This window comes from Streptomyces sp. NBC_01520 (assembly GCF_045040375.1).
Taxonomy (GTDB): Bacteria; Actinomycetota; Actinomycetes; order Streptomycetales; family Streptomycetaceae; genus Streptomyces.
The window spans coordinates 6783389-6807351 of record NZ_CP109404.1 but is presented as its reverse complement, the minus strand read 5'-3'; the positions used below and the strand labels follow the sequence as shown (position 1 = coordinate 6807351).

The 23963-nt window shown below is 65.1% G+C and carries 13 protein-coding genes and 1 pseudogene; 3 read left to right on the top strand and 11 right to left on the bottom strand.

Translation table 11 applies throughout. The annotated features are described in order from the left end of the window. Nucleotides 1-78: 78 nt before the first annotated feature. The 11 genes from OG524_RS30645 to OG524_RS30595 all read right to left on the bottom strand — a co-directional run bounded on the left by OG524_RS30645 (nucleotide 79) and on the right by OG524_RS30595 (nucleotide 21682). Nucleotides 79-996, bottom strand: a complete 918-nt coding sequence (locus OG524_RS30645; protein ID WP_405812059.1) for a phytanoyl-CoA dioxygenase family protein — start codon at nucleotides 994-996, stop codon at nucleotides 79-81. A gap of 6 nt (nucleotides 997-1002) precedes the next feature. Then, nucleotides 1003-1320, bottom strand: a complete 318-nt coding sequence (locus tag OG524_RS30640; protein ID WP_405387464.1) for a Dabb family protein — start codon at nucleotides 1318-1320, stop codon at nucleotides 1003-1005. 11 nt (nucleotides 1321-1331) lie between these two features. Then, on the bottom strand, nucleotides 1332-2792 hold the full coding sequence (locus OG524_RS30635; protein ID WP_405387465.1) for a pyridoxal phosphate-dependent decarboxylase family protein: 1461 nt from the start codon (nucleotides 2790-2792) through the stop codon (nucleotides 1332-1334). Beyond that, nucleotides 2785-3132 carry a hypothetical protein gene (locus OG524_RS30630; protein WP_405387466.1) on the bottom strand — a complete coding sequence of 116 codons (348 nt, stop codon included), beginning with the start codon at nucleotides 3130-3132 and terminating at the stop codon, nucleotides 2785-2787. Before OG524_RS30630 ends, OG524_RS30635 begins: the two co-directional genes overlap by 8 nt. Before the next feature lie 906 nt (nucleotides 3133-4038). Further along, nucleotides 4039-4806 carry a thioesterase II family protein gene (locus OG524_RS30625; RefSeq protein ID WP_405812058.1) on the bottom strand — a complete coding sequence of 256 codons (768 nt, stop codon included), beginning with the start codon at nucleotides 4804-4806 and terminating at the stop codon, nucleotides 4039-4041. 79 nt (nucleotides 4807-4885) lie between these two features. Continuing rightward, the gene (locus OG524_RS30620; RefSeq protein ID WP_405387468.1) at nucleotides 4886-6490 is read right to left on the bottom strand and encodes a PhpK family radical SAM P-methyltransferase; all 1605 of its coding nucleotides are present in this window, start codon (nucleotides 6488-6490) and stop codon (nucleotides 4886-4888) included. Between the two features lie 10 nt (nucleotides 6491-6500). Then, complete coding sequence (locus tag OG524_RS30615) at nucleotides 6501-7760, bottom strand: acetyl-CoA carboxylase biotin carboxylase subunit family protein (RefSeq protein WP_405387469.1); 1260 nt, start codon at nucleotides 7758-7760, stop codon at nucleotides 6501-6503. Then, nucleotides 7751-9484, bottom strand: coding sequence for an ABC transporter ATP-binding protein (locus tag OG524_RS30610; RefSeq protein WP_405812057.1), 1734 nt, complete (start codon nucleotides 9482-9484; stop codon nucleotides 7751-7753). Before OG524_RS30610 ends, OG524_RS30615 begins: the two co-directional genes overlap by 10 nt. A 69-nt stretch (nucleotides 9485-9553) precedes the next feature. After that, a complete protein-coding gene (locus OG524_RS30605; protein ID WP_405812056.1) occupies nucleotides 9554-11296 on the bottom strand; it encodes an ABC transporter transmembrane domain-containing protein in 1743 nt (580 codons plus the stop codon). A 1-nt stretch (nucleotide 11297) separates the two neighbouring features. Continuing rightward, nucleotides 11298-20309, bottom strand: a complete 9012-nt coding sequence (locus OG524_RS30600) for a condensation domain-containing protein (RefSeq protein ID WP_405812055.1) — start codon at nucleotides 20307-20309, stop codon at nucleotides 11298-11300. Between the two features lie 389 nt (nucleotides 20310-20698). Further along, a complete protein-coding gene (locus OG524_RS30595; RefSeq protein WP_405812054.1) occupies nucleotides 20699-21682 on the bottom strand; it encodes a fatty acid desaturase family protein in 984 nt (327 codons plus the stop codon). Between the two features lie 282 nt (nucleotides 21683-21964). On the opposite strand from OG524_RS30595, the pseudogene OG524_RS30590 reads away from it, so the two are divergent. The 3 genes and pseudogenes from OG524_RS30590 to OG524_RS30580 form a co-directional block, all read left to right on the top strand. After that, nucleotides 21965-22335, top strand: a pseudogene (locus tag OG524_RS30590) (IS5/IS1182 family transposase); the annotation flags it as partial. Nucleotides 22336-22612: 277 nt separating this feature from the next. Next, the gene (locus OG524_RS30585) at nucleotides 22613-22816 is read left to right on the top strand and encodes an MbtH family protein (RefSeq protein WP_405387474.1); all 204 of its coding nucleotides are present in this window, start codon (nucleotides 22613-22615) and stop codon (nucleotides 22814-22816) included. A 51-nt stretch (nucleotides 22817-22867) separates the two neighbouring features. After that, nucleotides 22868-23956 (top strand): amidinotransferase, encoded by a 1089-nt coding sequence (locus OG524_RS30580; RefSeq protein WP_405812053.1) that lies wholly within the window; start codon nucleotides 22868-22870, stop codon nucleotides 23954-23956. Nucleotides 23957-23963 lie beyond the last annotated feature (7 nt).

The following is a 23963-nucleotide window of genomic DNA, read 5'->3' as shown; positions in this document are numbered from 1 at the left end:
TCGGAGCCGGTATTTCCGGCGCTCGGCGGACCTTTTCCGCAAGAAACATCGGCCTCGGTCTGGACGGCCTTGGACACATCACGGACCGTCGCGGCGTTCGCGCCAGATCGTCGGACAGAATTCCGGATCGGCATAGTCGGGCCGCCCGTCCGCGGTACGCCTGACTAGGACATCATGGTTGTACTCCGCAGTGGATCCATCAGCCAGGTTCCATTCTCGGTATTCATTTGCACTGTCCTGCATGTGCAGAGAGATGGCACGTCGTGGCTGCGAGGAGCGATTTGATCCGCTGCCGTGATAGACGCGGCAGTGATGGAAGCTCATATGGCCTTTGGGGATTTCCACCGGGACCTTCTTGACCGCTGCACCATTGTACTCGGCAGTTGCGTGAAGAGCGGCATCGGCTTCGCGTCGGATCTCGGCGAAGTGCCTGGCAGTAATGGCGCCCCGATCCAACTCCTTCCATCGGTGAGAGCCGTCGATCATCGCGATCGTGCCCATTTCGACATTGCAGTCATGGAGCGGTACGAACGCCGTGAGCATTGCATCACTGGTCGATGTCGCCCAATAGTCCCGATCGAAATGCCAAGGAACCACGTTGCTCTCCTCTTCCTGGCGTGGAGGCTTATATATAAGGGTTGCCTGGAAGATTCGGATTGCGTCTGCCTCGGCCAGTCGCGCCGCCACCGCGCCAATCAGCGGTTTACGGAGGATGGCTCCGATAGTGTCATCCTCGTAGTGGATATAGTCATTGTGCCGCTGGATGTCGCCCATTTCCGGCACCCAATAGGAAAGACGCTTCGGTCGCCTAGGGAGGTGACGGTCGCGGTTTCCGGCATAAAATCGCTCGCTCGCTTCACGGAGCGTGTCGACTTCATCGTCGGTGAGCAGCTTCGGCGAGAGCCACCAACCGTGCTCGATGTAAAAGGCGATATCCGAGTCGTCAGGCAACAGCGCGCGGTCATCGTCTGCAAGCTCGAAGAACTGGTCGGCCAAGGGGACCTACTCCTCCTCGTGGGGGAAATGAGCTTCAAACAGGTCGGCGACCGCGCGGTCACTCACGGCCGTCCACCGTGCGGACACCTCACGGTGAGCGGGGTGATCCAGGTAGCTCGTCAGCGCATTCTCGTCTGCGAACATGGCGACGAGAGCGTAGTCGTGGGCATCAGCCCGCTGCGTCACATTCCTCCCGAACCGCATATCCTCGATGGCCGGTACAACGCCTTGGAGGCGGTTCGTGTCGCGTTCGAGATCCAGAAGTAAGGGTTCGTCCGGGCCGTACGGCGGCCGTAGCTTGAGTAGAACGATATGCTTGATCATTTACTCCCCCGTCAGAACCGCTGCCCGGCATGCAGGGCTTCGGCCGTCGACGCGAGCAGGCGCCACAGTTCCTTCACGTCCACCGATGTCGTACGAATATTCCCGACAGCGACGCGGATCACGTATCCGTCTCTCAGAACCGAGTGAGAGACGAAGGCCTGACCACTCTTGTTGACGGCGCCGACGATCGCCGCATTCAGCCGGTCGCATTCATCCCGAGCCAACGGCCTGCCGTTCGGCTTCGGCGTATAGCGCAGGCATACGAGTGGATATGGTGTCGAGCCGATGACGGTCCAGTCGGCGTGCCCAGTCGCGTCCTCTCGCAATTCCTCGGCCATCTCGAGGGATCGATCAAGGTGAGATGTCAACCCGTTACGCCCGAAGGAGCGGAGCACCCACCATGCCTTCAACGCGCGGAACCCGCGGCCCAGTTGCGGTGAAAGGTCCATGTAGTCGAATGCGACAGGCTGATCGGATGTGAGGTAGTCGGGCACTATGCGGAACGATTCTGCAAGTGCCCCTTTACGGCGACAGAACAGGGCGGTTGAGTCCAGTGGCACGAGAAGGGTTTTTTGCGGGTTCACGACCAGCGAGTCACCGACACTGACGTCCTCGACGCGGCCACGCAATCTTGGACATGCTCGGTAGAACCCCCCATAGGCGGCATCGACATGGAGCCAGACCCCGTAACGCTCAGTGATTCGCGCGATCGCTGTGAGATCGTCAGCGGCACCTGTTGATGTCGTGCCCACGGTGGCCACGACCGCCACCGGCTTCGCTCCTGCGGCCAGGTCTTCCTTCAGCGCGGCCTCTAGTTCTTCCGGCCGCATGCGGTAGTGCTCATCTGATTCGATACGCACCAGATTGCGTGAACCGAATCCAAGAGCTATCACTGATTTCTCAATCGAGCTGTGCGCCTGGTCGCTGGCATAGACACGCAGCCTGCCCGCATCGGCGATGCCGTCTTCGCGAACGCTCGGACCCAACGCTGCGTCTCGCGCAGCGCCCAGGGCGAACATGGTCGCCAGCGACGCTCCGCCCAAGAGCAAGCCGTCCGCGTCGGTGTCGTACCCGGCAAGATCGGCCAGCCAGCGAAGCACGACGGTCTCCACCGCGGAGCCGGCGGGGCTCGTCTTCCACAGCATGGTGTTGACGTTCAGTGCGGCCGTGACGGTCTCGGCCAGTACGCCCGGGAAGCTGGCGCAGGTGGGAAAATACCCGAAGAAGGACGGGTGATTCCACTGCACCAGGTTCGGCACGACATTCTGGCGCGTTTCCGCGAGGATCGTCTTGAAATCCTCGCCTTCATCCGGCATCGGGCTGTCAAACTGTTCGAGTAGCAGCTGGGCATCATAGGGCCGGCTGACGGGCACCTGCCGAATCAGCTCAAAATGCTCGCGTATCGCTGCCAAGACCTCGGCACCGTGTTCCTCGAACTCGCTCGGTGACCAGTCACGTACGACGTCAGCCATGGGATGCATCGCCGTGCTGGTCGACGGTTGCCTCCACATCAACCGGCAGTTCCGTGAAGTAAATTATTTGGCGTGGTCGTTCGCAGAAACGCTGATAGAAGTCGACAAGGAGTTCCTCTTCCTTCTCGATGAAGACTTCATGCTCCTCCCGGGATCGCCACGTGTACATCATCCAAATTTCCGCACGCCGGCTCTGCAGCTGGTAGAAGCGCCCGTGTTCGCACCATCCCGGGTCATCATGTGCGTTGGGGCCCACAATGTCATCCATATCCTGCATCAGCTCTAGAGCCTGCTCGGCGTATTCGGATTTCAACAGCCAGTTCTCTATGACCGTGACCATGCGATGCAACCATCCTCAGTCGATGTGGATAGCGATGAGATGTCATAGCGGCTGCATTCCGGTTGCCACCCGTGGAGACTGCTGCCGGAAGAAGTCTCCGCCGCCGGGAGTAATCGCTAGCGTGAATTCAATGACAAGGCGGACATATACCCCCGAGGGAGCGTCGGACGTAAGCACCGATATAGGCACCACTCACAAAACGACACGTGGGCATAAAGTTACAGTCCGAAGAGTGGTTGAAGCAAGGCTCTGTCCTCGATGACTCAGCAGGCCCCAGTCATGACCGATGACAAGAACCGCGGCGTCGAGGAACCCGCCTCTCTTCGACCACTTCGCGACGTATCCGCAGATGTTTCCCCTGGCGGGAAGTGTGGGGAAGGTCGGGAACCGGTGTCGCGGCCCAGATCGTGGATGTATAAGGGATCGCGGTGCCTTCCCATGGGAGGAATTGGCCGGAGCGCCCGGCGGGGTCCACTCGCGCCCCGGCTGGGCGAAGGAGCCGATCGCTCCTTCTTCTTGGTGTCCACGCTGATCACCGGCCGCTCCGGCCTTGAGGAACTCGGCCACGGTGACGTTGAGGTACCGGAACTGGGCACCCCTGTCCCGCGTGGTGGCAGCCGGCATGCACCCACGCGTTGGCGCGCAGGCCGAAACCGGCCGCCTTCAGCAGGGCCGCACCGTGTCGCGGCCCGGCCCACCCTCCGGCCCTGAGCGGCGAGTTCGTCCAGCGAGACGTCGCAACGACTTCGTCGTCCACGTCAGCGGTTTCATCGAATCGCCCTGTGTGCGGTCTTCGACCAGGGCCGGCATCGGGCCCGGGGCCTTCGCCTCCATGTCCGGGCGCTCCGCCCCCTGGCCGGCCGCACCCGCCCGTCCGGCTCCTCGCCCGCATCGAGTCCCAGGCGGTCATAGCCGGGCTCGGGCCATGTCCTTGCTGATCATGTCAAGGACGTCTTGACGCGCACTGTTCACGAAGAAGTGCCCGCCGGGGAATCCGGTCATGCTGATCGGGCCTGACACCACTTCAGCCCACGCCTTCCGCGACGACTCCGGTTCGAACTCTTCATCGGTCCCGTAGTAGAGGCGGACCGGCCGGCCAAGCGGCCGGGCTGCCGGATCCATGCGGTAACTCGCCTTGACCCGGAGATCGGCTCGGAACGCCGGCAGCACCAGTTTCATCAGTTCTCTGTTCTCCAGCATCTCCCCGGGGACCACGTTGTGCACGGCCAGTCCGGCGAGCAGCACGTCGTCGCTGAGGTCCTGCGGCTTCGGAGCGGAGACGATCGTCCGCGGTGCGTCGCATCCAGAGATGATCACGAGGACCGGCCCGTGCCCCCGGGCCTCAAGGCTCCTCGCGACCTCGAAGGCCAGCAAGCCGCCCAAGCTGTGGCCGAACAAAGTGGTTTGGCCGCCGAGGAACGGCTCGATCCCGTCGACGAGCTCATCGAGCAGGGCGGAGAAATCGTTCCGGGCCGGCTCCGCGAAGCGGCTTTCCCGGCCGGCGAGGCGGGCTGCGACGACGTCGGCGTCAGGGATCTGCCCGGCCCAGTCCCGGAAGTGGCTTTCGCCGCCCCCGGCGAAGGGGAAGCAGATCAGGCGGCGCTGGTGCCTGAGTGGACGGCGGAATGTGGTGAACATTGAGGAGCCTTCTGCCGTTGGGAGCACGACGGACACACCCCGTTCGACCGACCGGGCCTGTCGAACGGGGTGCTGAACCGCTACGGGGAAATCAGCATCGGTGCGTCGATCCGCGTCACGTACCCGCCGGAGTGAACCGATAGGCCTCTCGCAGCTTGGCCAGTGCGCCGGCGCTGATCTCGGCCGGCTTGCCCCGGCCGATGTTCTCGGCCACCGCGCCGTTGAAGGCCCCGACCGCGCCCTTGACCTGATCCAGGGTCATCCCCCGGCGCATCAGGTAGAAGACACTCCACAGCTCGAAGCCCGTCTGCGGCAGCCAGTGCGGGTCCCGGACCGTCGCGAAGAGATCGTCCACGATGCCGATCGCGGTCTGCGCGTCCATCGTGTTGTGCGACCAGGTGAACATGGACCCCTGGATGCCCAATTCGTCACGCTTCTCCCATACCGGCGTGATCGGATCCGCGTACCACAGTTGCGCTCGGAAGAAATCCGGGCGTGCTTCCTCCAGCAGGCTTCGCGTCTCGGCGACGGTCTCCTCGGTCTCGCCGGGGAAGCCCACGATCAGATTCGCGTGGGTGACGATTCCGTTCTTCTTCAGGGCGGGTATGGCGCCGAGGTAGTCGGCCCGCCGCGCAGTCTTGTTCATCGCCTCCAGCATCTTGTCCGAGCCCGACTCGATGCCGAGGAAGACCCCCTCGCACCCGGCCTCTGCCATGAGATCGATGACTTCCTGGTCTCCGTGGTCGCTGCGGTAGAAACAGTTCCATCGAAATCCGTACTGATTATCGATCATCATGCGCAGGAGCTTCTTGAAGCGGCCTTTCGGGACATTGAACGTATCGTCGAGGAAGGTCAGGTTCGTCACCGAACCGGACTCCTTGATTCGGTCCAGATCGGCCTCTACTTGCTTCGGCGATAGATACACGTACTTACCGGCGCGTGCGGGGAAGCCGCAGAACGCACACGAATACGGACACGACTTCGCGGTGCGCAGCGAGACGAAATCCCCGAGCGATGAGAACGCACCGTAGTCGACCGGGTTCTCGTCGAGGGCGTTCGACTCGAGTTCCGTCGCGTTGAAGACGAATTCGTCGCCGTCCCGGTAGATCACGTTCGGCACGCCCCGCGGCTTCCGGCCCTCGCGCAGTTCCGACAGCACCCTGGCCAGGGTGAGCTCGCCCTCGTTGCTGTCCACGTAGATGTCCGCACCGATCATGGAGAAGAGCGCGTTGAGATCCTTCTTCTCCAACTGCTTGCGATAGTTCTGGACGAACGGGCCGCCGACCACGATGGTCGTGTCCGGCGAGTGCTCGCGGACGGCCTTCACCACTTCCATCACCGGGCCGGCCGTGACGTACAGCGTCGTCGTCACCGCCACCGTGAGGGGCTTGTCCGCCAGTTTCTGCCGAAGCTCCTCCTTTTCCTGCTGGAACAGGTTGACATAGTCGAACGAAAAACCATGCCGGTTCAGGAACGAACCGAGATAGGCGATGGCCGGCCACAGCATCTCAAAATTGTGGTACCGCCTCCTATCGCCGTAGGAGTCAGGGACGTTCAGGCGGTTGAATATATCCAGCGCCCGCATCGGCGCACCATCCCATTGCACGTAGCTCAGGGCGAGATCACGAAAGGCTCCCGACTCGACGCCCATTTGCTCCACCATTGCGACATCGCTCGGGAAGTGCCCGTCGTTGTGCCCGACTATCAGACAGTCCACCATGATTGTCTCCTCACTCCACTGGTTTCTCGACCTGAGTTGGTGACTTTTCGTGACTCCACGTGATGCCGCTGTCGAGAACATCGAGGACAGCCCGATACCGCTCCCGTAGCTGCTCCGGTGAGACTGCGTCGATCCACACGTCGCAGATCCGTCCCAACGACCCGCTTCGCCAGTCGACGGGCCGGCCCCTCCTGGCGAAGAAGTCCACCCCGAAGACACCGGGAAGCGCACGGAGACCAGCTGCCGAGGGAAGCTCCTCCACCGCCGTGGCTTCCATCGGCGCCTGCACGTAGGCGAGCATCGCCAGCCGGCTCGGCTCACCGAATTCCCGCGGCAGCGGAACCCCTAGTGCGATGTCCACGGCAAGGCGTACCGGGTCCAACCCCAGAGCACGCGGGATCAGGCGCGACATGGTGCCGCCCAAGCGCCCGTTCACCTCGATGATCTGTGGCCCGTCAGGGGACATCTTGATCTCGGTGTGCACAAGACCGGTCGTTATCCCCGTGGCTCTGATGGCACGCTCCGCCAGATCGATGATCGATGCCGCCACCTTTTCCTCCGGGAGCATCGGGAAGACGAGGCCGCCTTCCCGGAACGGCGCGGCCAATGGCAACCGCGCACTCACCCCGAGATGCCTGATCACTCCCCCGGATACAGCGGACTCGACGGAGAGGTAGTCAGCGAGCCAGTCGACGCCGTAGATGTCGGCGCCAGGTATGTATTCCTCGAACACATAGTTCTGGCCCGGTGGAAGCTCGCAGAGCCGAGCTGTCAGCTCGTTCTCCGCTTCGACGAATATCGTGTCCCGGCTCGCCGCACCTTCCTCCGGCTTGATGATCGCGGGGTAGCCGGCCTGGGCCGGCAAGGACACTGATTCCGGGTCATCGAGATAGAAGGCGTAGGTACTGACGCGGCCCACGATGGCGGCGTTCAGACACTCCCGCTGCCTCAGCTTGCTCGTGAGCAGCTCACAGGTCGCCTGGCTGTTGTGCGGAAGACCGAAGGCTTCAGCGACGGCCGCTGCGAGCCGCATCGTCGATTCGGCGAACGTCACCACTCCACTTGGCTTCAGTGGAGCGAGCTTCTCCAGCACGCGCGACGTGTTCCCGCCGTGCGACACCACTGGAGCCAGTTCTTCCAGCATCGGAAGGAGTGGAGCCGCTTGCGCGTCCTGTTCATGGACGAGGAATACGAAGTCCGTCCGCCCGTCGCAAGCCTCTGCGATCTGCATGGGGCTCGCGGGGCCGACGGTGTAGGGGACTATGAGCATTGCTCACCTTCCATACACATCTTCGTGTCCGTCGGCCCGCCGTGCCACGACGACCAAAGCCGCGCGTAGTAGCCGTCGTTCGCGATCAGCTCGGTGTGCGAGCCGAGCTCCGCAACCCGGCCGTCTTCGATGACTGCGATGCGGTCGGCATCGTACGCGGTGTGCAGGCGGTGCGCGATGGTGATCACGGTCCGGCCTGCCAGCAGGGCGTTCAGCGACCGCTCCAGGTCGCGGGCCGAACTCGGGTCCAGCAGCGAGGTCGCCTCGTCCAGGACGAGGACCTTCGGGTCGGCGACGATCAGCCGGGCGATGGCCAGTTGCTGGGTCTGAGCCGGGCTCAGACTCGTGGAGCCGGACCCGACTGCCGTCTCGAGTCCGTCCGGCAGTGCCTGCACCCAATCCTTCGCCTCCACCGCCTTCAGCGCTGACCAGAGCTCCTCATCACCGGCGGATTCACCTGCCCTGACCGCCAATGCCAGATTCTCCCGGAGTGTGCCGCCCAGAACGTACTGCTCGTGGCTCACCAGAGCCACCTCACTGCGCAACTGCTCCAGCGGCAGCTCGATGAGGGGGGCACCGTCGAACCGGACGGAGCCCGAACGGGGGCCGTGGATCCCGGCCATCAGGCGGCCCAAGGTGGATTTGCCGGCACCGGACGCTCCCACGATCGCCAGCCGTTCGCCCTTGGCGACCGTGATGTCGATGCCGTGCAGAACCTCCGGGCCGTCGCCGTAGCCGAAGGTGACGTTCTCGACGGTGAGACTCTGCCGACCGTCCACCGTGTGCTCGCGGACCTGCCGGTCCGGCGGAACCTCCGTCACTCCCAGCAGCCGCTGCAGCGAGGTCGTGGCGTTCTGCATCTCGGTAAGCCAGTCCCGCGCCTGCGAAATGGGCTCCGACATCTGCTGCGTGTACAGCACGACAGCGGTGACGGCGCTGAGGCTGGCCCAGCCCTGGTTGTAGAAGTAGCCACCCAGCAGCAGGGCCGCGATCATCGGCAGCCGGTATCCGATCTCTGCGGTCGGCATGAAGACCGTCCGCAGCCGCAGCGTGCCGATATCGGCGGCGTAGGTGGCCGCGACCGACGTGTCGCCGGCCTCGATGCGCCGGTTCGCCAGTCCCAGTGCCTCGATCGTCGCCGCGCCGTCCGTCGACGCCGCCAGTTCCTCGGTCATACCGGCCGCCGCCGTCTTGTACGCACGGTACGCATCCGTCGACCGGCTCAGATACCAGCGGGTGACCAGCACGACCGGCGGCACCGCGATCAGGATCACCAGCGTCAGCCCGGGAGAGACCGCGAGCATGCCGATGACGGTCAGCAAGAACGTGAAGCCGGCGGTCAGGATCGCCGGCAACGCGTACTGAGCCGCCCGTTGCATCTCATCGACGCCGCGCGAGGCCCGGGAGACCAGATCACCGGAACCGGCTTCCTCCGCCGTGGACAACGGCAACGCGAGCACTCGTTCCACGAACTGCTCTCGTACTTCGGCCAGCACGGCCTGGCTGAGCCTGCCACCCTGCACCGTCGCGCCGCGAATGAGCCATGACTGCACCAGAACGAAGAACAGCAGCACGAGGACGACCCCGGTCACGTGCCCGACGGTCGTCCCGCCGACCACGGCCTGCACCAAGTCGCCGAGCAACCGAGGGCCGACCAGCCCGGCCGCGGCCGCGGCCGCATTCAGTCCCAGCGCGCCTACCAGCAGCTTCGGGTGCTGCCGCATCGTCCGCCACCCGTACCTGCGGGCGGCTGCGGGATCGGAGACTGGAAGAATCTTATGTGGCACGGTGGATCACGCCTCTCCGCGGTTCACGACGGCCGAATAGGCAGGAGAGTCGGCGAGCAGCTCCCGGTGACTGCCGACGGCCGCGACCATGCCGTCTTCCACCATGCAGACCGAGTCGGCCTGAGCCAGCATCAGGGCACTCGAGGTGAAGATCACCGTGGAGCGGCCCGCCCGATGCTGTACGAGTCGCTCACCGATACGCGCCTCGGTCAGCGCGTCCACAGCGCTCGTCGGTTCTATCAAGATCAAGGTCTCGGGTTCGGCAGCCAGGGCCCTGGCAAGCCTGAGCCGCTGCTGCTGGCCGGTGGAAAGGTTCTTAGCCCCGTTCTGGAGCACCGCGTCCAGGCCGTCCAGGCCCTTGATGACGTCCTCGGCACAGGCCGCGTATATGGACCGCTCCAGCTCGGCCCGGTCGATCTCGCGTCCGGGAGCAGTGAGTTCACTGCTGAGCTGGCCGCCGAAGAGCGCGTCCTCGTTGCGTACGAGCACGACGCGCTGCCGGAGCCAGGGCAGGGGAAGTTCCGCCAGCGGCACTCCGCCGAGCGTCGGGCTTCCGGAATCGGCGAAACGCGCCAGCCGCAGCGCGAGCCGTCCGGGTTCGGCCGGGTCCGAGCAGACCACGCCGAGCACGCCCGCGCGTGGCACCGACAGCTTCGACTCGCTGTCGGCGAGCTCAGCCGTGGCCGCCATGGCTGCGGGTGGCACGACGGACGACAGGGCGGAGTCGCTGTCGGACGGCTGTGCCGCCCCGCCGAGCTCGGGCTCGAGCCGCAGGAAGCGCGCCACTCTTCCGGACGCGACATACGCGCTCGTCGTCGCGCTCGCCGCCGCCGCGATGATCGACAACGGCAGGGTGAGAAACGTGGCGTAGCCGTAGAAGGCGACCATCTCGCCCACCGAGATCTCCTGACTGATCGCCAGGGTTGCCGCGAGCCACGTCACCCCGACGGCGAACACACCGGGCGCGAGCACCTGCATGGCGTCGAACAACGACTGGACGCGGGCCACCTGCACCCCCGCCTCGCGCAGGCTCTGCGACTTTCTCCGGTAGCGCTGCTCGAAAGCCCTCTCTCCGCCGATACCACGAAGCACCCTCAGACCTGCGGCGATGTCGACAGCGATGGTGGTCAGCTGCGACTGCAGAGCCCGGAAGCTGGATTGCCGCTGTTGCAGGATCTTCGTCAGGAAGGCGGTGAAGGCCATCAGGACCAGCGTGCCGACGACGACGGTCAGGCCGAGTGGGATGGAGGAGCTGAACATGAGCACACCCACCACGATGATGGCGCCCACCGCGCCCATCGTGACCGGAAGGTGCTGGAAGACGCCGCCGATCGAACCGATGTCAGCGCTGCCGATGGTCACGACCTCGCCGTTGGCGACCACCTTCGGCAGGGTCGCCCCGAGTCTCGCGACGTGCCGTGTGACCAGCTGAACGGTGCGGAACTCAGAGGCGTAGAGGTTGGCCATCGCACTTCGGTGCCGCCCTATGCCCGCGGCTACGGTCAACAGGGTCAGAAGCAACGCCAGAAGGCTCCAGCGCACCAGTTCGCTGCTGTCCTTGGCCGCAATGCCCGCACCGATGGCCTGGCCGAGCACCGCGGGCAGCAAGGCGAGTGAGACCAACCAGAGCACGCCCCACACGGTGCCCAGTGCCACCGGCTGCCATTGCCGTCTGCCGAGCCACAGCAAGTAGCGGGCCGCCGAGCGGCTGTCCGCCACGCCGGGGTCGGGGACAGGGAATTTCTTCACGTCACTGTTCCTTCTGCAGGGTGCCTCGTGCCCGGACGGGCTCGTCCGGTCGTATCAGGCCCCACATGAGCCAGCTGCCGAACTCATCGAGAAGGCCTTGCACGGTCGCCTCCGACAGCACCGTGGTGTCGTATTCCCAGTAGGTGTGCAACCGCCCGCTCACCAGCTTGACGTCGACGATCAGATCGAGCTTCGCCTCCTGACGTGGCATCAGAATGCGCTGTGCCTGGACGCCGGCGAAGTCGATCGTGGTACCGCCCTCGTTGTGGAGAGTCAGCATGATCTCGTAAAGGGCCCTGCTGTTACCGGCCCGCTCTGCCGCGCGAGCGTTCATCACCTCTTCGACGCGGAAGTCCGTTCGCCCCAGAGCGTCCGCGAACCTCGCATGGCTCTCCTGGACGATCTCGCTGAACGAGTTGTCACCGTCGCCGACGGTCGTCCTCAGTGGGAGCGTCTCCATGAACAGCCCGATGGTGTCCCGGTAGGTCGCGTCTGCCCTGTTGGTGACCGGCACACCGATGACCGCCTCCTTCTGGGAACTCACCGTGGATATGGCGAGCGCCAGAGCACTGTGTACGGCGTTGAACCGGGTCACACCCAGCCGCCGGCACTCACCGTCCAGGCGGTCGAGATCGTCCCCCTCGATGACCAGTTGAAGTACTCCGGCGGGTTCGCCTGCAGCAGTTCGGCGGTCCGTCCTCTGCAGGGCGTGTGTCGCCGGAGCGCCCTTCAAGGTCTCGATCCACCATTCCGTGTTGGCCTTGACCGTGTCACTGTCGCCGGCCGGCCCGGCGGCATACTGCTGAAAAGGCACCGTGCGGCCTGATTCAGCTGTTCCGTTGGCCGAGATCTCCGCATACAAGCGCGTCAGGTCCTCCAGGAGGATCTTCTCCGACCAGTCATCGAAGATGATGTGGTGCACGATGATCTGCAGATCGGCGGAACCGTCCTGCCTGTCGTGGATGAAGGCCTTGCACAGCGGATCAGCGAAGAGGTTCACCGCGCTGCTTCGCCGCCCCAGGATCCGTTCAAGTGATTCCTCGCCGTCGCCGCACGGAACGACCACGACGCAGTCCCGACCGGCCGTCGCCTCACCGGGCACGAGTACCGGGAGCCCGGATCGTTGCGCTATGCGGGACTTGAGGATCGGATGCCTGTCCATCAGCACGATCAGGGCGGTCCTGAGGTGATCGACGTCGACGCCCGCGTCGATGTGGAAGCACAGTGAAATCGCGTGGTCCGCCCCGGAACCCAGCTTTTCCATGAAGTAGAACCGGCGCTGAGCGGCGGTCAGTCCGACCTGGCCGTAGCTGCTCGGCGCCGCCACAGGAGGAGCGCCATGTGCGGCCGCGGTTGCCACGTCGGGCGTGAGGAGTGCGCACTGTTCGCTGAGCGTCGCATGGCGATAGAGCACATCGAGCGTCACCCCGGCGTCGAACTCCTCGTTCATCCGCATCAGGAGCAACGTCACCAGCAGCGAATTCCCACCCAGCGAGAAGAACGAGGAATCCGTCGGCAATTCGCCGGAGACTCCCAAGACCTTCCGCCAGATCGCACTCAGCCTGCCCATGATCTCATCCGGCTGCTCCGCACCATCGTCCTGCTGGACCAGCACGTCCTGGGGAGCGGTGAGTCTGTGCAGATCGACCTTTCCGTGAGCGGTCAGCGGCAGTTCCGCGAGCAGCGTGATGGTGTCCGGCACCATGTATCTCGGCAGAAGCTGCCGGAGGGCGTTCCGCAGCTCGGTTTCGGTCTCCCACGTCCGTGGCACCGACGCCGCCGGCAGGACGTAGGCAGACAGCCGTTGGCCGTCCTCGGATATCGCGCAGGCGCAGTCGACGACCCCGTCGACGCCGCCGATCACCGCCTCGATCTCGGCCAGGCTGACTCGGAACCCTCGGATTTTGATGTTGCCGTCGCTCCGGCCGTGATAGCGGAACGCCGACCCGATGAGCGAGGCCTCATCGCTGGTGTGGTAGCCGACGGCACCGGCCATCGACGGCACGGCCCGAAAGCCGGCTGCCGTCTGGCCGCTGTCCAGGTAGCCACGCGCCAGCGCCGAGCCCATGATGACGAGCTCGCCGCGCTGGTAGGGAACGCAGACTTTGTCCCGGCGCACCACGGCTATCGTCGTGTTGCAGATCGGAGTCCCGATCGGCACCGAACCTGTCCGGGTGTCCAGGTCGGTGATCTCATGGACGACGCATCCGACGGTGGCTTCGGTCGGACCGTACTCGTTGAAGAACTGACTCTCTCCGAAGGCCTGGTACCAGGGCGCCACGACAGCAGCCTTCAGGTCCTCGCCACCGATGACGAAGACGTTCCTGGCGTCCGACGGCTGCTGCGTGACCCCTATGTTCGACAACGCCACAAGGTGCGATGGAGTCAGCTTCAGCAAAAGCCGGTCGCCCTGGTGCCGTGTGAGCACCTTCTGCAGCCCGCTGATCTCGTTGTCTTCTTCGACCACCTGCAGCGTCAGGCCCATGGCGAGTGCGAACAAAGTGGTGGTGACAGTCGCGTCGAACGAGTGCGGACTCGACAGGACCGCGACCTGCGGGTCGCGATCGAGGTACGTGGCGGCGCAGTGCGCCAGGTAGTTCACCACCGATCCATGGGTCACCGCGACGCCCTTGGGCTTTCCGGTGGAACCGGAGGTGAAGATGACGTAGCACAGATCCGAGTGCTGAAGCTCTGCCCGCACTCCGGGAGAAGAGGTGCCGGTCAGCGGAACTTCTCGCCGCCGCACCACAGTGACGGCTCCTGGATGCGCAGGTGAATCGCTGTCCTCGACGACGGCGAAGGCAATGCGATGCTCACGCAGAATACCTGGTTGGTTCTGCCGAAGGTACTCCGAATCCATCGGGACGTAAGCAGCCCCCGCCTTGTTCACCGCGAGCATCGTCACCAGGAACTCGGTGGACCGCTTCAAGCACACCGCCACCAGGTCGCCCTTGCGTACACCCTTGTCGCGCAGCAGGGCGGCCATGGCATCCGACCGCGCATCCAGGCCGCGGTAGTCGACGACGCCCCCCGGGGTACCGCGGACCGCGTGCCGTTCCGGAGTCGCGGCAGCGGCGCGGGCGAAGGCATCGAGATAACTGTGATCCGTCAGGGGTACCGCCGGACCACTCATCAACGCCAGGGAAGGCTCACCGCCGGCAGGCCGACCGAAATCGAGCTGGCCGACCGGCACAGCCGGGTTACTGACCGCGGTCTCGACGAAGGATGCGAAGAGCTCCGCCATCGTCTTTATGCGCTGCGCCGAGAACAGGCTCTTCTTGTATTCCCAATAGATCGCAAGACGGTCGTCGATCACCTTCGAGTTGAACAGAAGATCAAACTTGGACTCGGCCGACGCCGCTTTGATCGGACGTGCCTGGCAGTCGTGGAAGGGGAACACGCTCCGCCCCTCCGGGTGGAGCGCAAGCACGATCTGGAGGATCGGGTTCATGCCCAGGACCCGCTCCGGATTGACATGCTCGACGAGTCGGTCGAAGGGCACGTGCCGGTGCGCGAACGCCTCCCGGTAGTACTCCCACTCCGCCACGATCAGTGAATCCAGCGTCTGCGCCCAGTCGATACGGTGCCGGAAGGGAACCGTGTTGACGTACATCCCCATCGCCGCGCTGTCTGCCTCCGTCTCCCGGCAGTCGTAGGGCGCGCCGATGACGACGTCATCCTCACCGGACAGGAAGGAGAAGAAGAGTCCGACGACGGCATTCAGCACGACGAACATCGTCGTCCGGTGCCGCCGTGCGAGGCCGGCGAGCTCGGCCGTGGCCTCCACGGACAGCTCCGAACGCAGGGATTCGCCGTCGTGAGCGGCCTGGGTTGCGCGGTCGCCGTCAAGCGGCAGGGAGTGCCTCATCGGCGCGCCGTCCAACTGCCTCGCCCAGAAGTCCAGGCTCTCAGGGCCCGACCATTCGGTCCGGGTCAGGTACCTGAAGAAGGCAGCCCCGTCGTCGCGCCAGCGCGGCTCGCGGCCCTCCAAGGACGCCTCGTAGCACTCTTGGAGGTCCTCGATGAGGATCGCCTCGGCGGCGCCGTCAGTGATGATGTGATGGATGCACAGCATCAGGTATCGGGTGTCGGGCGACGCGGTGACGAGCGCCGCCTCGACGAGCGGGCCGGTTGCGAGGTCGAAGGGCCGGTTGATCCGCTCTATGAGAAGCCGCTCGGCGCGCTCGGGGCTCAGGCCCGGAATCTCTATCTGCGACAGCATGAGGTCGGAGGCGTCACGCAGCCGGACGAAGACTGTGTCGCCTTCCTCCTCGAAATAGCTCCTGAGAACTTGATGATGTGACACGACCTGCTGGAACGCCGTCCGGAGAGCACTGACGGACAGGGGGCCGGTCAGTTCGAGCAGCAGCGTCGTGTTGTAGAGGGTCGAGGGTCCCGATGACTTCGCGATCGTCCAGAAGCGCTGTTGCAGCGGCGAGATCGCCATCTCCTCGCTGGGGATGTCGCCCGGTGCGACGACCGGGTCGGCCCGATCCCGGCTCGCCGCGACGAGCTCCGCGAAGTCCCGCAGCCTCGGCCGGTCGAAGACGGACTTCGCGCGCAGCTCCAGGCCGAAGGCCCGGTTGACGGCGTGCACGTACCGGGCAGCCAGCAGAGAATGCCCGCCGACGGCGAAGAAGTCGCTCTCCCGATCGATCCGCTCGCCGTTCGGGAGCAGGGCCTGCAGGATCTCCGCCAGTGCGGATTCCGTCTCTCCCACGAGCTCCCCGAGACCACCGGCCGCCTCTTGACGGGCCGCCAGTAGGAGCAGCGCATGGCGATCGAGCTTCGCGGACTTGCTGAGGGGGAACGCCGACACCAGCACGAGCTGGTCCGGGCGCATATGCGGGGGAAGCACGGCCGCGACTTCTTCGGCGACCCGGCTCACCAGGACGCCGCCTGACCGAACCGCCGTCGGCGTGGTGCTCAGCGGCCCGGTCCGGCCGCCCTTCGACGCCACCGCGAAGCTCGTGCTGTCGGCGTACCGTGCGCAGTCGGCCCGGAAGACGACCACGTCGAGGCGGCTGACGGATCCGTTCTCGTCCCGGGCGTAGTGGGCGCTGGTCCGCAGTCCATGAGTACCCGCCACCCTTTGCAGCCGGGTCACAACCTCCTGCGCGGGTTGCGGCTTCGCGGCTCGTGGGCCGGCCGGCACACTCGACTTGGCTGAGCGCAGCGTGTCACAGTGATCGGCGGTTCGGGGGTTCCGGACACCTCGAACGACGACCGTGCCGCTCTCGCCGGTGGCGAGCGATCGCCACAGACCGTCAGCCTCGGCGAGGTCCGCGTCCCGGACCTCGACCGGGCCCGCCGAACCCACTTGAAGCAGCCTGTTCGGGTCCTTGCTCAGGATGACGTCATAGCGAAAATCGAACAGCTCATTCGAGACAGGGCCGGTACGCGGCAGGACGCTCACTCCGGCAACGCTCTCGCGCTGTACGGCAAACTCGGTCCAGTACTCATCGGAGATGAGAAGTTCGGTCACCTGCTCGGACTGCGCATACGCCGGCTGAAGACGTTCAAGACCTGGCCGTGCTTCGCCGTCCGGTATCTGGGTGTCCACCACGGACAGGCTGAATTCGTCCAGCAGGTCGTAATTGCGGACGTCGCCGACGAAGACGTTGCGCACGCACTCGATGGCCAGGACCTTGTCCAGTACCTCTTCCAAGTAGCCCAAACCAGGAAAATACTGAACCACCGAGTTGATGATCACGGTGTCGACGGCCGCCTCGCGGACACGATCGACATACTGGTCGATGTCGATCGCCTCGCAGGTGAAGAACGACAACCGGCCCGTGCTGATCTTCCTGGCGTTCTGCTCGTTCATCGCGATGATCTGCGATGAGAAGTCGCAGGCCAGGTAGTTGTCCACCCGACGGCTCAGTGGATAGGCGATGATGCCCAGGCCGCAGCCGATCTCCAGTACGCTCTTCGGCTCGACGGCCGAGATCCGCTCAAGCGTGCTCGAAAGCCAGGAGCGCATCTCCTCTTCAGGGATCTGTCCACCGGTGTACGAGCTGATCCAGCCCGACGCGTTGAACTCGATGTCCCCGGTGACCCGCTCGGCGTATGCGAAGTCGTAGACGTCCCGCCACTGTTCGACCACCGCTTCGGCGTCGATCTGTGTCCGGGTGCCATCGTCCCTGGCACCGTCAGCCGAGTCATCCTGCTGGATGAACGCGACCGTCCGTGCCGTACCCTGCGGGTCTTCGTCGATCAGGACCTCGGCCCGCCTCACGCCGGCCGTCGACTCCAGCGCGGCCCTGATCTCCCCGAGCTCGACGCGGTACCCACGGATCTTCACCTGATCGTCCCGCCGGCCGAGGAACACCAGCTGGCCGTCATTGCGCTGGCGGACCCAGTCCCCCGTCCGGTAGCCACGCCCGGCGCCTGCGGCGAAGAACGCCGCGGGCCCGTCCTGCGGTTCGGAGAGATATCCCGCGGCGACCTGTGCGCCCCGGATCACCAGTTCGCCGACTGCCCCGAAAGGCACCGTGGCGCCGTCCACCGTCTCGATCGTGAACTCGACGGCGGGCAACGGTCGCCCGATCGGAAGCGCTCCAGAAGCCGCCGGATCGCTCACGTCCGCGACGAAGACGCCGATCGTGGTCTCGGACGGCCCGTAGTGGTTGTGGACCGCGACCGACGCCGGAGCGTCGCGCAGCGCGCGGATCACCGCCGGCGGGGCCGCCTCTCCCCCGAGCACGAGGATCTTCCTCGGCAGCAGCTCGGTGATCGGATGCGTTTCGAGCAGGGCAGCCAGATGGCTGGGCGTGATCTTCAGAACGTCCGTGTCGTGCCGCCGCAGGAACTCGCTCATGGCAGCGCCGTCGAGGATGTCGTCGCGGGTCGCGATGTCCAGCCGCCCACCGGTGGCGAGGGCACCGAACAGGACCGTGTTGCCGAAGTCGGTCGCCACGCTCGACTGCCAGCAGTACCTCGCCCCCGGTTTCAGGCGCAGCCTCCCGGCCACGCCCCCGAGGTAGGTGGCCAGATTCCGATAGGTGACCCGAACGCCCTTCGGCCGACCGGTCGAACCCGACGTGAACACGTAGTAGAGGTCGTCGTCCGCGGACACCGGACCCCGTGGGCTGCGGCTGTCCGCCGTCAGAGTCCGGACGTCGACGACGTCCATGTCCCCCGCCTCATCGAGCGGGCCGTGCTCACCAGCCGTCAGCAGGCAGCGGGGTTCGGCAGCCCTGAGAACCGTCGCGCACCGGGCCGCGCCGTCATTCCGGTCGACGACGACGTACGAACCGCCGACGGACATGATGCCGACGATGGTCTGCACCAGCTCGACGGACCGCTCCATATCGATGGCGAACACGCCACTTCGGCCGTATCTTTCGGCCAGCGCCCCGCCTATCTCTCCGGCTCGGCGCATCAGCTCGCCGTAGGTCACCTGCCGGACGCCGTCGCTGACCGCCACCCGGTCGGGATCAGCGTCAGCGGTCGCCACGATCCGCTCAAGGACATCAAGGTCCTCGGCCACGCCGAGGGCGGCGTCAGCGCCGCCCACACCCTGCGGCGTCTGCTCCGCCAGCGAGGTCCTCAGGTCCGCGACGGGTACCTCGACGCCTTCGGAGGCGATCTCCAGAATGCGCGAGAACCAGCGGGCCCATCGTTCGATGGTCGCCTTGTCGAAGAGGCTTTCGTCGTAGACCCACAGCAGCTCCCGTCCACGGCTGCCGTCGTCCTGGACAAAGACCTCGAGGTCATACCGGCTACGGTCCTGGACGTCCGGCAGCACTTCGATCCGCGTGCCGTCCAGGGTCGGACCACCGGCGCCGAAATTCTGCAAGGCCAGGATGATCTGGAAGATGGGCGATCTGTCGTTGCGCCCATCGGTCACGACCTCCACGACGCGCTCGAACGGCACTTGCTGGAAGGCGTAGCCGAACTCGATCTCGGCCATTTTCGCGGCCAGCACGTCAGCGAACGCGTCGTCCTGGCGGACCGCCCCACGCACCGAGATCATGTTGACGAAGAAGCCGACGGTCTCTTGGATGTCCCGCAGCTCGCGGTTGGCGATGGGGCTGCCTACGACCGTCTCCTGCCGGCCACTGACGATCGCCACCAGAATCGCGAGGACGGAGTGCAGCCCGGCGAACTCGTTCGCCCCGGCGGCGATGCATCGCTTGGTGAACGAGTCATAGATGTCGCCCTCGATCCGCTGCGCATGGATGCCGGCGACCTGGCCTCGCGTATCCTGGCCGCCGCCGTCGACCGGCATGCCATGGACCAGCGGCGCACCGTCCAGGCGATCCCGCCACCGGTCCACGAGGGTGTCGAGGAGATCGCCGGTGATCATCTTACGCTGCCAACGTGCGTACTCCGCATAGGCGGATCCGGAGCTCTCGTGCCCGGCATCCGGCGCATCGTAGAAGCGGCTCATCTGCTGCCATATGAGCGGCATCGACCACCCGTCACACGCTATGTGATGGATGTTCAGAATCACGTAGGACACATCATCGGGCGCTGTGACCAGTCGGCATCGCACCGGGATCTCAGCGCTCAGGTCGAACTGGCGACCCGACTCGGCAAGCTGTGCCGACCGAGCCTTCGTCAGGGCTTCCTCGGGCGTTCCCGCTTCCTCTCGGACGATGTGCAGGTCCGTGTCCAGTACGACCTGGCTGATTGCATCGCCCGCCATCCGGTAGACCGTGCGCAGAACGTCGTTCTCCCTGACCACGCGGCGCAACGCACTGCAGAGTCGGTCCGGATCCAGAACGCCTCGGATGCAATAGGTCTCGATCGAGTTGTACTCCTCGGAGCGCTCCGCGATCTCGTTGAGAAGCCACAAACGCTCCTGCTGGTAGCTCAGCGGCGCCGGGCCGTCGGCACCATCAGCGCCCCCGATCGGTGCTGCCTGAGACAGCAGGTGAGCGATGATCTCCGCCTTGTGCATCCGGACGAAATCCGCTTCGGCCGGCTCCAGTTCACGGGCTCCGGCCGATTTGAGCGTGCCCTGCTCCAGGTAGAATCGCACGCCACGGCGACCCAGATCCTGCATGAGAGGCAGCAGGTCTCGGTCCGCCGCGACTCCCCCATGAGAAACCACTGCGATCTCCTACCTTTCTGGTGATGCAGCGACTCGACCGCGGTAGCAGCAGCCGCACCCGTGACGACGGATATCGAGGCTCGCGCAATGGAACAAGTGTTGCGAGGACTTATGCATGTCTGAAGGGAGTGGATGACTCTCGAAGACCCCCGCCGGGCATCGGCCAATGGCTCCGGGTCTGCAGCCCTTCCTTTTGAAACCAGTTCGCGGCGCAGCGCGATGTGACGGCCTGGGGCGCCGATGACGAGTAACCAGTTCAGTGATCCAGTCCGCAGGTTGACCCACGAGGGCTTCACTTCATGTCCGGTCGTCGACTACCCGGGTACGGCTGAGGGCCGCGGTCAGGTCGCGGTGGAGGACCCCCGGTGACGGGACAGCGTGCTTGCCGCCTCGGCCTGGTGCAACAGCGGCCGACTGCGGTAGAGGAACCCGACGATGGCGGGAACCGGGCTGACGACGCGAGGCTGTGCGTCGAGCCGGTCCCGCCGGCGTGATGTGACCCCGGGCATCTGGGACCAGTGCGAACCGGGGCTGAGATGGTGTTCCTGGTGGTATCCGTCGTTGAAGGTGAGGAAGTTGTACACGCGGTTGTAGTGGCTCACCGAGTCCGCCGCGCGATCCTCGGGATTCGCGCCGTAGTGCCGGTAATAGTTCTGCACGTTGACCAGCGTCAACGCGGCGAAGAACGCCGGGAGGTAGCACATGACCGTCCACTGCCAGGACAGCGTCGCGAACACGACCAGGGACAGACAGTGCGCGGCGCGATCGGCTCGGATCTGGCGGAGCTCGCGAGCCCTCCCGCCCTCCCGGCGTGAGGCCAGGGACAGAAGTCGCTCCTCGCCGCGACCGACGCTCCACAGACGCGTCGTGGAAACCACGTCCTTGACGCGGCCGACGATCGAGTCCACCGCACCGCCGAGAGCATAGGCAGCCAGCCGCTGGTGCTGCCCGTTCTTCCCCTTGCGGTACGTGGACGACGCGTCCCGGGTGGTGCCGTCAGGGCCCTGCCGGTCGTTGTTGAAGCGATGGTGGTTCCGGACGTGGGTCAGTTGGTACGCCTGGACCGACTGCCCGATGTTGACGGAGTTGACCAGGGACATCACGGCGTTGAGACGGCTGCTGACGAACCACGGCACATGGGTGAACAGGTGTGAGATCACGATGATGTTGTAAGCCGTCATCACGGTGAGCAGAACCCCTCCGGCGACCCTGGCCGGCAGCGAATCCGTGTCCCAGGTGATCGCCAGTGCCGGAGTCACGGCGAACTGGGCGAGACTTAACGCCACGAGGATCAAGTCTTTGGGAGTCTTCTTCCAGATCTTCACTGATCCCCCTCATTGCGACAAGCCGTACGCCGGCCTGCCACCGTCGGATCGCACCGGCGGCGGGAGTCCGGATCGCTACTACACGGTCTCAATCTTTGACAGCCATGCGAATGGGTGTCGCGTCGCCAATGCGGATCCTGACTCTAGACCGTAATGATCGATGTCTCAAGGTAACTTTGGCGAACTCGCCTCACCAGCTGGGCTGTTGGTGCGGCATATGAGTAAAGCCCCCGATAGGGGAAATCACGGCCGAGATCACCCGGTGCCCACCAGAGGCTTCACGTGCTTGTCTGCCCCTGCGGGCTGGACGCGTCCGGTCGGCCCCTGTATTTTCTCGCTGCCCGCTTGCGAGAACACCGTCGTCCGATCAAGGACCGTCGGCTCCCGATCGGCCGTCAGGCCCCGCCGGTGCCGGCACATCTGCGATACAGAACCAATAGGCCCAGCTCGCAGCAGGGTTCGGGGCGAGCACCGTCTACCACTACGTCACCAAGGCCGTCGACCTGCCGGCCACACTCGCAGCGACCCTTGACCAAGCCCTCCGGGCTGCTTCGAGGAAGGCGTACGTCCTGCTCGACGGGACGCTCCTGCCCATCGAACGGATCGCCGCCGGGGCCGTTCACCACCTTCGCGCGGCCCGGGAACACGGCATCGACCATCCGCATCACGGCCTCGTCCAGGCCGTCCTCCCGTGCATCACGCCAGCTCAACCGCAGGTGGCAAAGGCCTCAGCTGACCAGGCAATCGACGATCGGCTATTGACACCGACAACTTGACCTTGGTGAAGTACTGCACATTGCGAGCCCGGCCGTGATCATGTCAGAACCCGTATATCGGGGGCGGGTCGCGGTACGCGTCGAAAATGCCGGCACGGACGTGTCGAGTGGCCAACGGCCATCCGGGGACCCGACCCGACAACGGAAGGCAGTCATGTCAGAGCCCGAGGACCTGTGCTTCGTCGTGCGCAATAACGAGGACCAGTACTCGCTCTGGCCTACGGGCCGAGAGGTCCCGGCCGGCTGGGAAACCGTCGGCGACCGGGCTCCGCGGTCCGCCTGTCTGGATCTGATCGCCCAGAGGTGGACCGACATGCGGCCGGCGAGCCTGCGGGCGTTCATGGACCCGGGTGCCTGAAAAGCCGCCGATTCACCAATCTCGCCTACGCCTCAGCAACGGAGCATCGAAATGCGTGAATCAGAGGTTTCGACCGAGTCGGAGTGCCCGGTCAGCTCCTACAACGAGTGGGATCCGCTGGAAGAGGTGATCGTAGGCGCCGTCGACGGCGCTCACTTCCCGCCGTGGCATGTCTCGGTCGGCGCACCGCTGTCAGCTGAGCAGCGCGCCGTGTTCCGGGAACGGGCCGGGCAGCCGTTCCCCGCCGACGCGATCGCCGCCGCGCGCGACGAACTCGACCAGCTGGTCGACATCCTGGAAGGCCAAGGGGTCAAGGTTCGCCGACCCGAATCGCGGGATCACGGCCGGTCTTACGGGGCGCCGGGCTGGTCGAGCACCGGCCTGTACGACGCGATGCCCCGGGATCTGCTGCTGGTCGTCGGACAGGACGTGATCGAGGCGCCGATGGCCTGGCGGTCACGCTCGTACGCGGCGTCGGCCTACCGGCCGCTACTCAAGGAGTACTTCCGGCAGGGCGCCCGCTGGAGCTCCCCGCCCAAGCCCGAACTGCCCGACGAGCTGTACGTCGCCAACTGGACCGACCAACCGGACGAAGAACCGTTCCGCTCGGTGATAACCGAGTTCGAGCCGACCTTCGACGCGGCTGATTTCATCCGGTGCGGCCGTGACATCTTCGCCCAGCGCAGCCACGTCACCAACGCGATGGGAATCGAGTGGGTCCGCCGGCACCTCGGCGATGACTATCAGGTCCACGAACTGCAATTGGCCGACACCCACCCCATGCACATCGACGCGAGCCTGATGCCGCTGGCCGAGGGCAAGCTGCTGATCCACCCGGACCGGGTACCGGAGGTACCGAAGATCTTCAAGGACTGGGAAGTGCGGGCGGCGCCGAGTCCGGTGATCCCGGACGGGCATCCGCTGTACATGACCAGCAAGTGGATCAATATGAACGTGCTGATGATCGACGAGGAGCGGATGGTCGTCGAAGCGCAGGACGAGCCGATGCGCCGCCTGGCTGAGAGCTGGGGGATGACCGCAATCCCGTGCCCGTTCCGCAACTTCAACAGCTTCGGCGGTTCCTTCCACTGCGCGACGACCGACATCCGGCGGCGCGGCAGCCTGCGCTCCTATTTCTGATGCCTCA

Bases quoted from the DNA above. Each gene is read 5' to 3' on its own strand.
- OG524_RS30610 (WP_405812057.1), bottom strand. From the start codon at position 9,484: ATGCGGCAGCACCCGAAGCTGCTGGTAGGCGCGCTGGGACTGAATGCG.
- OG524_RS30635 (WP_405387465.1), bottom strand. From the start codon at position 2,792: ATGGCTGACGTCGTACGTGACTGGTCACCGAGCGAGTTCGAGGAACAC.
- OG524_RS30615 (WP_405387469.1), bottom strand. From the start codon at position 7,760: ATGCTCATAGTCCCCTACACCGTCGGCCCCGCGAGCCCCATGCAGATC.
- OG524_RS30620 (WP_405387468.1), bottom strand. From the start codon at position 6,490: ATGGTGGACTGTCTGATAGTCGGGCACAACGACGGGCACTTCCCGAGC.
- OG524_RS30580 (WP_405812053.1), top strand. From the start codon at position 22,868: ATGCGTGAATCAGAGGTTTCGACCGAGTCGGAGTGCCCGGTCAGCTCC.
- OG524_RS30630 (WP_405387466.1), bottom strand. From the start codon at position 3,132: ATGGTCACGGTCATAGAGAACTGGCTGTTGAAATCCGAATACGCCGAG.
- OG524_RS30600 (WP_405812055.1), bottom strand. From the start codon at position 20,309: ATGCAGGATCTGGGTCGCCGTGGCGTGCGATTCTACCTGGAGCAGGGC.
- OG524_RS30640 (WP_405387464.1), bottom strand. From the start codon at position 1,320: ATGATCAAGCATATCGTTCTACTCAAGCTACGGCCGCCGTACGGCCCG.
- OG524_RS30585 (WP_405387474.1), top strand. From the start codon at position 22,613: ATGTCAGAGCCCGAGGACCTGTGCTTCGTCGTGCGCAATAACGAGGAC.